Here is a 13422-nt window from a genome sequence, read left to right as displayed (position 1 = left end):
TACGCCCAATTGTCGCCGGCTGGACTTTCGCATGCCTTGATCCCGGAACCTGCTCTGCGTTCGGCCCAGAGCCGAGCGGTCATGGCCAGGCGCCAAATATGTTCGTGACCAATCGAAGCTCCACGCCAGTCAAGGCGATTCGAGAATCGCCTTGACTACGAGTCCATGGACCTGCGCACCCAGAGCATCGTTCTCCACCGGCAGTTGATCGAGATGAACCTGAAGTCCAGTTTGAAAGCGAGCCCCGGTCCGCTTCGGCAGCACCGGGGTTCGCGTTCGATCAAGATATCCTTTAGAAGCGCAGGCCGATCGCCCCCTTCACGGCATTCGATTGGTTGGAGGAACCGATTCGTCCTTCATAGCCGGCCGACACGGTCAGGCCCTTGGACAGGTGCAGCCTGCCGTTGACCACCACGGTCGCGCTGTTCCGCGAAAGCGGCGCGCCGATCACCTCGAAGCTGCCGCTCGTGCCGGACAGCGTCATTTCGCTGACCGGATCGATCGAGCCCCAGGCATGTTCCCAGCCCAGCTTACCGCCGACCGAGAATGCCCCCGCCGGAGCGGTCTCGAAACGGATGCCGACGCTGGAGATCGCCGTGGTGTCGTTCGCCTTCGCCGAAGCGAGCGCGATGCTGCCGCCGGTCTCGGCGAAGTTTGGACGGGCGATGTTGGTCACCGCCACGTTGCCATAGGGGGCGACCGCGCCATCACCCAGCTTCAGCGGATAGGCCATTTCGCCGAAGCCCTGCACGACATCGACGCCATAGCGCGCCGACAGGCGCTGGGCGGCGCCCGCCACCGGCACGGCGCGAACCGTATCGGCGTCGAAATGGCTGTAGCCGCCGCCCACGCGCAGCTCGACTCCGGCAAAGGCGCCCGAGGCATAGCCCAGCACATGCGTGCCCTTCAGCTTCGCGGTGCTGCCGACCGCAGGCGCCGAGAGATTGTCATGGGTATAGCTGCCGGCAAGGCCGAGGCGCAGCCCCCGCGCGACCGCGATATCGGCGCCGCCCATCAGCCCCTGGGCATTGCTCCGGGTGCGCGCGGACTCCCCGTTGGCATCGATCTGCGACCAGTTGGCCAGGCCCTGCATCCACACGCCCGAATGGGCCGGCGTTTCGACCAGATGATCGATCGCCGCGGTCATCGGCAGGGCCGCATCGTTCAGCATCGCCGTGCGCGCGGAGGCGTGGATCTCGCCCGAAAGCTGATTGAACTGCTCCCGCGCGCTGTCGGCATCCATGAACAGTACCGCGTTGAACAGCGGGTTGCCGACGCCGAGCGCGGTCACCTTTCCGGCGACGTTGCGTTCGTTGCGGTTTCGGGCGACGTCGGTGAAGTCGATATTGTTCCGCACCAGATCGAGCGACACGGTTTTCGCGCTGTAGCTGAGCACCGGCGTGAGGAAGGCGAGGTCGCTCGTCACGTCGCTGAAGGCGCCGGTCACGCCGCCATTCGCGCTGAGCAATGTGTAATGCGTCAGCGGCGCGTAGCTCCCGTTCGCGGCGAGCACCTGGACGGTGCCGCCCTGAAGGGACGCGCTTCCGGTCGCGGCGATCTTGTCGCTCTCACCCGCGGCATCGACGTTGACCTGGTACAGCGAGCCCGCCTCGAACGTCACGTTTCCGGAGACGTGCAGCGTGCCGAGCGGCGCGGGCACTGCCGCCGCGAAAGCCCGGAAGGCCATGATATTCTGCGCCGCGCCCGCGCTTCCGGGGGCGGCGACGCCGCCGGAGCGGACGACCATGCCGCCGACCGTGCCGGTGCCGCTCAGCGTCGCGCCGTCGGAGACGGTCACCAGGCTGGCGAGGGTGCCGCGCACGCCGAGCGTGCCAGCATTCACCAGCACGTCGCCTGCGAGCGAGCTGTCGCCGAGCAGGTTGAGCGTGCCGCTGCCGGACTTGACGAGCGTGCCGGTGCCGATGAGGCTTCCGTCATAGCCGTAATCCGTATCCTGATCGACGGTGAGTGTGCCGCCGCCGAAATTCAGGCTGCCGCCGTTGCCGGTAAGGCCGGAGACCGACTGGTCGGTCGAGCCGAGGTAGAAAGAGCCGCCGTCGATCTGCAGCGTGGTCGTCGTCGGCAGCAGCGAGGAGATCGTCACGGTGCCGCCCTCGACAACCGTCGACCCGGTATAGCTATAGTCGCCGGCAAGCGTCAGGGCGCCGTCGCCCTGCTTGACGAGCGAGCCGTTGCCCGAGAGCGCGCCGGTATAGACATAGCTGCCCGCCTGGTTGAAGGTCAGCGTGCCGTCATTGGTGGTGTCGGCGAGCAGGTCGCCCGACGTCGTGCCATCGCCGACCTGCAACGCCGCGCCCTGCTCGATCAGCACGCTGCCGTTCAGCGCGCCGGTCAGCAGGATCGTGCCGGCGGTGATGTCGGCGCTTCCGGCAAAGCCGGCCGACTGCCCCGAAAGTCGCAGCGTGCCCGTGCCCGTCTTCACGAAGCTGCCGGTGCCGCTGATCGCGCCGGAGAAATCCGCGCCCTGCCCCTCGGCCTCGCCGATCCGCAGCGTGGTGCCGTCGCGGGTGGCGAAATCGCCCCACAGGGTTTCGCCGGTGCCGATCAGGCTGCCCTGCTCGATCAGCGTTCCGCCCTGCGCGCCGAAATGGCCGGTGACGGTGAGCGCGCCGGCGCCGGACTTGACCAGCTGGCCGGCCAGTCCGGCCCCCTGCGCGTCGACCATGCTGCCGGCATAGGTGCCGTCCGCCGCCTGGTCGAATTCCAGCGTCGCGCCCTGCGCGGCGGAGATGTCGCCCCGGATGGTGTCGGAAGAGCCGATCAGGCGGCCCTGCATCACCGCGGTCACGCCGGCATGGCTGGCGGTGCCGGTGAGGCGCACCGTGCCCGTGCCGGCCTTGTAGACATTGCCGGTGCCCGAGATGCTGCCCGCGAAATCGCCGTCCGCGTCCTGCTGGAAGACGAGGTTCGCATTGTCGGTGATCGCGCCGAGCAGGTTGCCGGTGGTGCCGATCAGCGCGCCGCCCTCGATGCGGGTGCCGCCGCTATGGCTGGCGTCGCCGTCAAGGGTCACGGCGCCGCTGCCGGTCTTCACCAGCGTGCCGGTGCCCGAGATATCGCCCGCATAGACGCCGTTGAAATCCTGCGCGAAGGTGAGCGTGGCATTGTCGGTCACATTGCCCTGGATCGAGACGGTGTCGCCCTGGAGCGTGCCCGCCGCGACGGTGGTGCCGCCGGCATAGCTGTTCGTGCCGGTGAGGGTCAGCGTGCCGGTGCCGGTCTTGACCAGCCCGTCCGCACCGGAAATCGCGCCCGAATAGGCCGTGCTGCCGCCGTCGCCGCCAACTGCCAGCGCCTGGTCGAGGATGACGGCGCCGCTGCCGGAGAGGCTGCCGATGGTCTCGGCGGTCTTCACCCGGAACGTGCCCGCATCGCCGATCGCAACGGCCCCGGTATCGGCGATCGCCCGGCCGCCGTCGACGGCGAGCGTGCCGCTATCGATCCGCGTGGTGCCGGCATAGCTGTTCGTGCCGGAAAGCGTCAGCGTGCCGGTGCCGATCTTGGCCAGCCCGCTCGCGCCGCCGATCGCGCCCGCATAGGCGGTGTCGCTGTTGTCGCCGCCGACCGTCAGCGTCTGCGCGAGGGCGACCGCGCCGTTGCCCGAGAGGCTCCCGATGGTCTCCGCGCTCAGCACTTCGAAGGTGGCGCCGATGCTGATTACCACGGTCCCGGTATCGGCGATCGCCCGGCCGCTATCGATCGCCAGCGTGCCGTTGGCGATCCAGGTAGTGCCCGCATAGGTGTTCACGCCGGAAAGCGTCAGCGTGCCGGTGCCGATCTTGGTCAGCCCGCTCGCGCCGCCGATGGTGCCCGCATAGGCGGTGCTGCTGTTGTCGCCGCCCGCCGACAGCGTATGGTCGAGGACGACCGTGCCGCTGCCGGAGAGGCTGCCGATGACCTCGGTGTTCAGCACCTCGAAGGTGCCGGCATCGCCGATCACCACGGCCCCAGTATCGGCGATCGCCTGGCGGCCGTCGATGGCGAGCGTGCCGCTGTCGATCTGCGTGGTGCCCGTATAGCTGTTCACGCCGGTGAGGGTCAGCGTGCCGGTACCGATCTTGGTCAGCCCGCTCGTGCCGCCGATGGTGCCCGCATAGGCGGTGCTGCTGTTGTCGCCGCCGACCGTCAGCGTTTCGTCGAGGACGACGGCGCCGGTGCCCGAAAGGCTGCCGATGGTCTCCGCGCTCAGCACTTCGAAGGTGCCGGCGCTGCCGATCGCCACGGCTCCGGTATCGGCGATGGCCCGGCCGCCGTCGACGGCGAGCGTGCCGCCCGCGATCGTCGTCGCGCCGGTATAGGTGTTGACGCCCCCAGGATCAAAGTGCCGTCGCCGGTCTTGGTCAGGCCGCCAGCCGGCGAATAGAGGAACGCATAGTTGACGTTGTCGGCGAGATGATCTCGCACATAGGTCGAGAAATCGCCAGTCTGGCTATAGCCCGGCGCGCCCTCATCGACCTTGTAGTCCTCGGCCACGGTCAGGATCGGGCCGGCATAGGTGTCACCCCAGGCCATGTGATTGATGTCGGAGGCGTTGTTCGACACCGTGGAGATCGCATAGTCGCCGGCATCGCCGCCGAACAGCAGGGCGGCCGCCTCCTGGCCGGACAGGACCGCGGGATTGGTATCCCAGGAGGGGCCGTCGTCCACCTGCCACGACCCTGCATATTCGATCGATCCGGCCGCGCCGGAGATCGAGCCGTCGAAGCGGGTGGTGCCGCTGTCGACGTTCACGCTCAGCGTGGAGTTGCCGAGGTCCACCGCGCCGGCGCCGCTCAGCGCGCCGATGTTCTGGCTCGCGCCGAGCTTCAGCGTGCCGCCGGTCATGGTCACGTCGCCGCCGGTCGCCAGGGCGCCCGCGATATCCGCGACGAGCGTGCCGCCGTCGATCGTCGTGCCGCCGGCATAGCTGTTGGCGGAGGCAAGCGTCAGCGTGCCGGTGCCGGTCTTGACCAGCCCGCCCGCACCGGAAATCGCGCCCGAATAGGTGGTGCTGCCATTGTCGCCGCCGGTGGTCAGCGTCTGGTCAAGCACGACATGGCCGCCGCCCGAAAGGCTGCCGACGGTCTCGGCGGCGATGACCTCGAAGGTTCCGGCGCCGCCGACCGCGACCGCGGCCGTGTCCGAAATGGCACGGCCGCCGTCGACGGCGAGCGTGCCGCCATCGACGCGCGTCGTGCCGCCATAGGTATTGCTGCCCCCCAGGATCAGCGTGCCGTCCCCGGTCTTGGTCAGCGAGCCGGCGCCGCTGGACGCGAAGGCGTAATTGACGTTGGTGACGGAGTGATCTCGCACATAGGTCGAGAAATCGCCACTTTCGTTATAGCCCGGCGCGCCCGCATCGGTCTTGTAGTTTTCGGCCACGGCTGTGGCCTGGAACACGCCATAGCCATCGCCCCAGGCCATGTGATTGATGTCGGAGATGTTGTTCGACACCGTGGAGATCGCATAGTCGGACGCATTGCCTCCGAACAGCAGCGCGGCGGCTTCCTGGCCGGAATAGATCGCCGGATTCGTTACCCAGACGGGACCATCGTCGACCGCCCATGAGCCTGCATAGACAATTTCCCCCAGGATATCGCCATCGAACCGGCTGGTGCCGCTCCCGATATCGACGCCGAGGTTCTGGCCGTTCAACTGGATATCGCCGGTTCCGCCCAGCGCGCCGATGCTCTGGCCGGCGCCGAGCTTGAGCGTGCCTCCGTTCACCGCCACGGCGCCGCCCGTCGGCAAAGCGCCGGCAGCGTTGGCCAGCAGCGTCCCGGCGGTGATGGTCGTGCCGCCGGCATAGCTGTTGGCGGCATTCAGCGTCAGCGTCGCAGTGCCGCTCTTGGTCAGGCCGCCATCTCCGGTCACGGTGCCGTCGAAGGTCATGTCATTGGCGGAGTCCGAACCGAAAACGACGTTGCCGCCTGTCAGGGTGACCCCGTCTCCCGCCGCCAGGTTCGGGGAGCCGGGATTGTCCGTCGGCGTGTAGATGGTGTTGCTCTGCGCATGAGCCGCGCCGGCCTGCACGACGCTGAGCAGCGCCGAAGTGGCGAGGAGGCACGAGGCGCCGCGAAACTGGCGGACCTTGCCGGTGATACCTTCGGGCAGGAAAGAAGTTCGGTTCGTCACGAGAAGTCCTCTGGGTAGATCTTGACGGATAACGCACTGGTTTCGGTGGCACCCTGCGCGGTTCCGGAAGCGGATTGCGTGACCCCGGCGATCGCCGAACGGGTTTCCGCGCATGGGCTTTCGGACGAAACAGGCGTCACGGCTGCCATCGCGCCGATCGCAGCCGGTGAATTTCGAGGAATTGTTGCCACTCCCATATATAGTATGGTTTTTATTTCGTTATGGCTTGCTTCGGCGAACTATAGCCAAGCGGATAAATTATCCGTTTACGGTCGCCGGCCTGATGGATTTTAATGCTTGCTTCTCGCACGTGTCGCTCACGGAGCCGCCCGGCCGGAGTCAGGCATTTTCAGCTACGCGCAATCGAAATTATCCAATGATCCGAGTGCCCATTTTCGGTCATCCCGAGCCGCACAGACACTGCCTGAAAGCCGCCGTTCATTGAAATGAACGCTCCGTTGTCTGGTCCTCGTTTGGCTTCCGGTGCCCCAAGCGTGTAGCGCTGCTTCAGTCCGCTATCTCGTCATAGGAGAGATAGAAGACCGGGCCGCCATATTGCGCCATGTGCAGGTCGAACATCGACCGCGAAATGCGCCGCGGCTCGCACACCGAAACGATCCGGTCGCCGTCCAGCATGTGTGGCGTGTCGAAATTCTGGAGATAGATCGCCTCGCCTTCGCGGTTGCCCAATGCCAGCACCGTGAGCGTGAGTGCCACTTCCCCGCCGAAGATGCCGCTGCGCTCCCAGAGCTCGGTCGTCGCATCGACGGTCTCGCTGAACTGGCCATAGACGGTGCGTCCGCGCAGAAACGCCGGCTCGGTGCCGGTTTCCGCGGCGAAGCTGGCGCTGAAATCGAGGAAGCGGGCGCCGGGGCCTACCATGCTCATCGGCGAAGGCGCGTAGCGCAGCCGCGCCCGCAGGACACGATCGATGCGTGCCTCATCGGCGGTGTGCAGCATGTCGCGCATCACGCGCCGCATCCGGGCCGAAGGCACGTCGAGCGCATTCTCCCAGCGCGAAACGGCGGCCTGGCTCACGCCCAGATGATCGGCGAGCGCAGACTGGCTGAACCCCAGCCGCCGGCGCAGCCGCGCCACCAGCGCGGGCCAGCGCCGGGGCGAGGCGTCGCCCGCCGGACCTTCCTGGGGATATACTTTTCCATAAGTTGGTGACTTCGGCGCGTTGTCGTCCTGAAATGGGGAGGTCATGCTGCGGTCCTAGCCGCCGGGAAACCAAACCGGGGGCCGCCACATCATGCATTACGATCATTACATCTCCACGATGCTCGCGCTGTCGATCGGCTTCGCGTCCGCCTCGCCCGCGCTGGCGCAGGACGACAAGCCGGTGCAACAGCCCGATGACGACCAGATCGTCGTCACCGCCACGCGCGGGGGCGCCAGGGCCGACAGCATCGCCGCGCGCACCGACGTCGTCACGCGCGACGATATCGAGCGCAAGGGCTATGTCACCGCCGTCGACGCGCTCAAGGCTATTCCCGGCTTGAGCGTGGTCCAGAGCGGCGGCGCCGGGACGCTGACCTCGGTCTTCGCGCGCGGCACCAATTCGAAGCACACGCTGGCGCTGTATGACGGCATCCGCCTCAACGATGCCTCCTCGCCCAACGGCCAGTTCAACTTCGGCTCGGACGCGCTCGGCGATCTCGAGCGCATCGAGGTGCTGCGCGGCCCCGCCTCGGCGGTCTATGGCTCGGACGCGGTCGGCGGCGTAATCAACTTCATCCCGCGCGTCGGCGGCGAACGGGCGTTCATGCCCTATGGCGAAGTGTCGGGCGGCAACCTCGATACCTATCACGTCCTGGGCGGTGCGCGCGGCAGCGCGGGGCCGGTCCATTACAGCCTCACCGGCGAATATTTCGAGACCGGCGGCTTCAACAACACCGCCAGCCGCATCGCCGACGATCTGGGCGAGCGCGACGGCAGCCGTTTCTTCTCGGCCAGCGGCAATGTCGCGCTCGATGTGGCCGACGGGCTCACGCTGCGCGGCCTCGCGCGCTATCGCAAGGCCAAGGCCGATTATGACGACGCCGCGCTCGACCGCGCCGGACGCGGCGGTCGCGACCGCTATTTCATCTGGCGCGTGGCGCCGCGCTATGTCGCGCTCGACGGCCGCTACCAGGGCGATCTCGAATTCGGCCAGGTCGACAACAAGCGCTCCGAATGGAACCATCCCGACGCGAACAACAGCTTCGGCGGCCCCGACACCAGCGCCACCGGCCTGCGCACCTTCGCGGCCTGGCGCAATCGCTTCGAGTTCAAGCCGGTCGAAGCGGTCAAGGCGACCGTGTCGGCCGGCATCGAATGGCAGAAGGACAAGGTCACCGCGTTCGACGGCTATAGCGATCCGCTCGCCCGCGCGGAGAAGCAGACCGCGCTCTATGGCCTGGCCCAGGCCTCGATCGCCGATCGCGTCGATCTCAGCGGCTCGGTCCGCCACGACGATCCCGAATTCTTCAAGGCGGTGACGACCTGGAACGCGGGCGCGGTGCTGCGCCTGCCGGAGATCGGCGGGCGCGTCTATGTGGCCTATGGCACATCGTTCAAGGCGCCGGCGCTCGCCGAGCGTTACACCACGAGCGCGTACAACGTCGCCAATCCCCTGCTGCGGCCGGAACATGGCAAGTCGTTCGAAGCCGGCCTCGACGCGGGCAGCCGCATCGGCGCCATCGGCTGGGCGAGCGTCAGCGCGACCTATTTCGACACCAAGATCAACGACCTGATCGAATATGATTCCGCCACGCTCACCAACCTCAACGTCGGCCGCGCGAAGATCGACGGCTATGAGCTGAGCTTCAAGGCGCGCGCGGGCACCATCGCCGATCTCGCGGTCAACTATACGCGCACCAACGCCTATAACGGCGCGACCGGCGAGCAGCTGCTCCGCCGGCCGAAGAACGCCTGGTCGGCCAACCTGACCGTGACTCCGATCACGCCGCTGTCGCTCACCGGCGAATATCTGCGGCGCGGCGTGCGCGAGGACGTCGTCTATGAGCCCACCAGCCCCTGGGGGCCGGGCGGCAACTATCTCGGCAACGGCACGGTGCCGGACTACGACATCGTCAACTTCTCGGTCCGCTACAAGCTGATCGATGCGGTCGAGCTGTTCGCCAATCTGCGGAATGCGTTCGACGCCAAATATGAAGAGCCGAACAGCTACGCCAGTGCGCCGCGCACGTGGCTGATCGGCACGCGCGCCCGTTTCTAGCGCCCGCTTCCCCCTCTGGTCGCCTCCATCGGAAAGAAAAAGCCATGCGTAAATTCTTCCCCCTGTTGCTCTCCGCCGCTGCGTTCGTCGCGGGAACGCCGCTCGCCGCGCAGCAATCGTTGCCTGAGCCGCGCGTGCCGATCGCCAATCCGCTGCCGACCGTCGCCGATCTGTTCGCCTGCCTGCGCGGCAAGGGCACGCTCTCCAGCGCGCACCGCGGCGGCGTCGGACCCGGCTATCCTGAGAATGCGCTCGAAACCGCCGCGCACACGCTCGCTTCGGTGCCGATGGTGTTCGAAACCGACGTGCATCGCAGCCGCGACGGTGTGCTTGTGCTGATGCACGACGACACGCTCGATCGCACCAGCAACGGCACCGGCCCGATCCGCGCCCAGGACTGGAGCGCGCTGCGGCAGCTCCAGCTCAAGGACGATGACGGCAAGCTCACGCCCTTCCATATGCCCAGGCTGAGCGATGCCATCGCCTGGACCAGGGACCGCGCGCTGCTGCTCGCGGAAATCAAGGAAAGCGACACGCTCGAACAGATCGTCGGCGAGATCCGGCAGGCGCATGCGCAGCCGCACGTCATGCTGCTGGTCAACAGCCTCGATGATGCCGTGCGGGTCCAGAAGCTCGATCCGACGATCACCATGACGCTCGAAGTGACCGACATGGCCGAGCTCGACCGCTATGTCGCGGCGGGCATCGACTTCAAGCATGTGATCGCCTGGAACGGCATCGGCAAGCGCGACCGGGCGCTGTGGAAGGCGATCCACGATCGCGGGCTGACGCTGGCCTATGGCACGCTCTGGTATGTCGACAGCACGGTCGAGAATCTCGGGCTCAAGGGCATCTATGCCGAGCTGGCGAGCGACGGCGTCGATCTGCTCGCGACCGACCGCGCCGTCGAGGCGGACGCCGAGATCGCTGCGGTTCGCCCGATCGAGCCGGCGCTGCGCCAATGCAAGGCGATCGCGCCGGGCAAGGTACGATGACGCGCCCGGCCGGCGTGCGCTGGCCCGCGGCGATCGTCCTGCTCCACTGGAGCACGGCGGCGCTGGTGCTGGCGACCGCCGGCTACGGCATCTACCTGCTGTCGCCGCCCGACTGGAGCCAGCGCTATCTCGACCGCTATGAGGCCGGGATCGGCTGGCACAAGATTGGCGGACTGACCGTGCTGGCGTTTGCGCTGTGCTGGATCGCCGTGCGCGCTCGCACCCGGCGGCCACCGCTCGCTGCCAAGGGGGCGATGCGCGGTCTGGTGCTCGGCGTCCACGGCTTGTTGCTCGCGCTGGTGATCCTGCTGCCGGTTTGCGGCTATGTCATGGATTCGCTCGCCGGCCATGGCATCGCGTTGCCCGCCGGCGTGACGATTCCGCCCCTGCTGCCGCGCAGCGATGCGGTGAGCATGATGCTCAGCTACGCGCACAAATGGGGCGGCTATGCGCTGCTTGGCCTTGCCGCCTTCCATATCGCCGGGGCGCTGCGCCATGCGCTGCATCCGGGCGACAACACGCTGCGCGCGATGTTGCCGCGCCTGGCCTTCCGCAAGTGAATTGCCGTTGAATCGTCTTGCATTCTCGTATCTTGCCCTGTTCTTCCTTGCTTTCGAAGTGCGCGCCCAAGAGGCGCCGCGTGGCGCCGGCAAGGATCTGGTGTTCGAGCTCGACTATTTCCGCGATGCCGCCCCGGCGACCGCGCTCGACATGGTCCAGCGCATCCCCGGGTTCGTGATCGACGGCGGCGAGGCCGTGCGCGGCTATGCCGGCGCAGCGGGCAATGTGCTGATCGACGGCGCGCGACCCTCCACCAAGAACGACACCATCGACACGGTCCTCCAGGCAATCCCCGCGCGCCAGGTCGCGCGGATCGAGCTGATCCGTGGCGAGCGGGCGGGTATCGACCGGCAGGGCGTGCAGCTACTCGTCAATGTCGTGCGCAAGGCGGCCGGCACCGCGACGCGGACCTACACGCTCTCCGGCTATGCTTATCCCGACGGCATCGTGCGGCCGTCCCTCCGGTTCGAGAACAGCCGCCGCACGCCGGCGGGCGGCTGGGAGGGCTCGATCCAGCTGTCCGCCAACCAGGACGAGAGCGGCACCGGCTCGCGCGTCCGGCGCGCAGCGGACGGCCGGGAGATGAAGCGTGCCCGCGACGCGATCGATTCGCCGATCCGCGGCGCCGTGGGACGGCTGGCGGGCGACCTGCCGCTTGCCGGCGGCACGTTGCGCGGAACGGGTCGCTCACCTGGCAGGACTATCGCACGCACGAGCGCCTGGCGTTCGCGACCGGCCCGGACGCGGGCACGACTGCGCATATCGACGACCGGAACCTCACCACCAGCGGCGAAGTCGGCGTCGAATGGACGCACCTCCTGGCCCCCAGCCTCACCGCCAAGCTGCTCGCGCTGGGCATGCGCAAGCATATCGTCACGCGGTCGGGCAGCGACGAAGGCGGCGGCGCCAGCGACTATCGCGGCGACAGCCTCGCCGACGAGCGGATCGTCCGCGCCGCCTTCGACCGGCCCTCCGCCAGGGGGCTCGGATGGGAGGCGGGCGCCGAGTTCGCCGACAACGCGCTCGGCAGCCGGTCGCGGCTCAACCTCGACGGCACGGCCTTTCCGCTTCCCGGCGCGGATGTGAAGGTGAGCGAGCGGCGCGTAGACCTGTTCGGCCGGCTCAAGGGCGCGCCGGCAGCCGGGCTTCTCGCCGAGGCGACATTGCGTGGCGAAACCTCCACATTGCGCCAACTCGATCGCGAGACCGGACGGGAATATGCGCGCGATTTCGGTTTCCTGAAGCCCAAGCTCACGCTGCAATGGGATGCGGGCCGCCACGGCCAGTTGCGGCTACGCGTCGAGCGCGAGGTGGGGCAGCTCGACTTCAGCGATTTCGCCAGCAGCGCCTCGCTGATCGAAGGGACGATCGACGCGGGCAACGCCGCGCTTCGTCCGCAGACCGAATGGACCTTCGAGGCCGCCTGGGAACGCCGCTTCGGCACGGATGGCTCGGTGACGCTGACGGGCCGTCACCAGTGGATCGACAATGTATTGGACCGGATGCCGGTCGGCGACCTCGACGCTCCGGGCAATATCGGCCGCGGCACGATCGGCGCGGCGGCCGTGCGCATCAGTTGGCCGCTCGACCGGCTGGGTCTTGCCGGCGCGCGCGTGAATTTCGACGGCGAGCGGCGCTGGAGCAGCGTGCGCGATCCCATGACCGGCGAGCAGCGTGCGATCTCCGGCAGTTCGCCCTTTTCGGGAACGCTGCACGCGACGCTCGATCGCCCGCGGCTGAAATCGAGCTGGGCGCTCGACGTCTATTTCAGCGAAACCGCCACCTATCGCCGCATCGACGAGATCCGCGCGACGCGCGACCAGCCCTATGCCAGTCTCAAATGGATCTATCGCCCGACGACGCGGCTGACGGTCGAGACGACCGTCGAGAATCTTCTCTCGCGCAAGCGTGAGCGCGAGCGCACGCTCCATGACGGCCGGCGCGATACCGGGACGATCCTGTATGACGAACAGCGCGTCTATCGCTCGCGCAGCGGATTGTTCCTGTCCTTCCGCTATCAGTGAGTCGGCTTTTCAAGTCCTTGCTCGATAAGCGGCCCTTCCGATTTCAGCTACTTTCAGCCGCGTGCAATCGAAATTCTCCAGTAATTTGAATGCCCATCTTCGTCCCCTATGGGGCACCAGTCCATAATGAGAACGACGCTAGAAAACCGCAGAAATTTACGGTGAAATGCCGGCTGTTCGGTCCCACAAAATCTCATTATGTTCCGTTGTGACCCGCTCAAAGTGGACCACGAATCGGTGGACCACGAACGAGCCAGAAGACGTGGTTCACCATGCTTACGAATTGCATATTCGCGCGTTGAAACCACAAGCGCGCCCTTACAAGGTTCCGGACTCCGACGGACTGTTCCTGTTGGTACAACCGACCGGAGCTCCGCTGTGGCGGTTTCGCTTCAAGGTCTTCGGGACCGAGCGGAAGCTATCGCTTGCACCTTTCCTGCCGTGACGCTCCAGCAGGCGCACGCTCAGCTCATCGACGGGATCG

Annotated in this window: 8 protein-coding genes; 5 read left to right on the top strand and 3 right to left on the bottom strand. The window is 67.1% G+C overall.

The features are described 5' to 3' along the window. Positions 1-292: 292 nt before the first annotated feature. The 3 genes from HB724_RS01270 to HB724_RS01260 form a co-directional block, all read right to left on the bottom strand. Positions 293-4243: an autotransporter-associated beta strand repeat-containing protein gene (locus tag HB724_RS01270; protein WP_213979086.1), complete on the bottom strand. Its 3951-nt coding sequence runs from the start codon at positions 4241-4243 to the stop codon at positions 293-295. Next, the gene (locus HB724_RS01265) at positions 4207-6135 is read right to left on the bottom strand and encodes an autotransporter-associated beta strand repeat-containing protein (RefSeq protein WP_213979085.1); all 1929 of its coding nucleotides are present in this window, start codon (positions 6133-6135) and stop codon (positions 4207-4209) included. The genes HB724_RS01270 and HB724_RS01265 overlap by 37 nt, the downstream gene beginning before the upstream one ends. A gap of 507 nt (positions 6136-6642) precedes the next feature. Then, positions 6643-7344 carry a helix-turn-helix transcriptional regulator gene (locus HB724_RS01260; protein WP_213979084.1) on the bottom strand — a complete coding sequence of 234 codons (702 nt, stop codon included), beginning with the start codon at positions 7342-7344 and terminating at the stop codon, positions 6643-6645. A gap of 46 nt (positions 7345-7390) precedes the next feature. Between HB724_RS01260 and HB724_RS01255 the strand changes: the two genes are divergently transcribed. The 5 genes from HB724_RS01255 (at position 7391) to HB724_RS20665 (ending at position 13383) form a co-directional block, all read left to right on the top strand. Beyond that, positions 7391-9358 (top strand): TonB-dependent receptor, encoded by a 1968-nt coding sequence (locus HB724_RS01255; RefSeq protein ID WP_213979083.1) that lies wholly within the window; start codon positions 7391-7393, stop codon positions 9356-9358. Between the two features lie 44 nt (positions 9359-9402). Beyond that, positions 9403-10353, top strand: a complete 951-nt coding sequence (locus HB724_RS01250) for a glycerophosphodiester phosphodiesterase family protein (RefSeq protein WP_213979082.1) — start codon at positions 9403-9405, stop codon at positions 10351-10353. After that, positions 10350-10913, top strand: coding sequence for a cytochrome b/b6 domain-containing protein (locus HB724_RS01245; protein ID WP_213979081.1), 564 nt, complete (start codon positions 10350-10352; stop codon positions 10911-10913). Before HB724_RS01250 ends, HB724_RS01245 begins: the two co-directional genes overlap by 4 nt. Next, on the top strand, positions 10914-12938 hold the full coding sequence (locus tag HB724_RS20670; protein ID WP_213979209.1) for a TonB-dependent receptor: 2025 nt from the start codon (positions 10914-10916) through the stop codon (positions 12936-12938). Positions 12939-13104: 166 nt separating this feature from the next. After that, positions 13105-13383 carry an Arm DNA-binding domain-containing protein gene (locus HB724_RS20665; protein ID WP_346344643.1) on the top strand — a complete coding sequence of 93 codons (279 nt, stop codon included), beginning with the start codon at positions 13105-13107 and terminating at the stop codon, positions 13381-13383. Positions 13384-13422: the final 39 nt, after the last annotated feature.

The sequence above is a fragment of the Sphingomonas sp. dw_22 genome (genome assembly GCF_018449795.1).
Taxonomy (GTDB): Bacteria; Pseudomonadota; Alphaproteobacteria; order Sphingomonadales; family Sphingomonadaceae; genus Sphingomonas.
Note: the sequence above shows the minus strand (reverse complement) of the source record. Positions and strands in the feature narration are given on the sequence as shown.

Bases quoted from the DNA above. Each gene is read 5' to 3' on its own strand.
- HB724_RS01260 (WP_213979084.1), bottom strand. From the start codon at position 7,344: ATGACCTCCCCATTTCAGGACGACAACGCGCCGAAGTCACCAACTTAT.
- HB724_RS01255 (WP_213979083.1), top strand. From the start codon at position 7,391: ATGCATTACGATCATTACATCTCCACGATGCTCGCGCTGTCGATCGGC.
- HB724_RS01250 (WP_213979082.1), top strand. From the start codon at position 9,403: ATGCGTAAATTCTTCCCCCTGTTGCTCTCCGCCGCTGCGTTCGTCGCG.
- HB724_RS01245 (WP_213979081.1), top strand. From the start codon at position 10,350: ATGACGCGCCCGGCCGGCGTGCGCTGGCCCGCGGCGATCGTCCTGCTC.
- HB724_RS20665 (WP_346344643.1), top strand. From the start codon at position 13,105: ATGCCGGCTGTTCGGTCCCACAAAATCTCATTATGTTCCGTTGTGACC.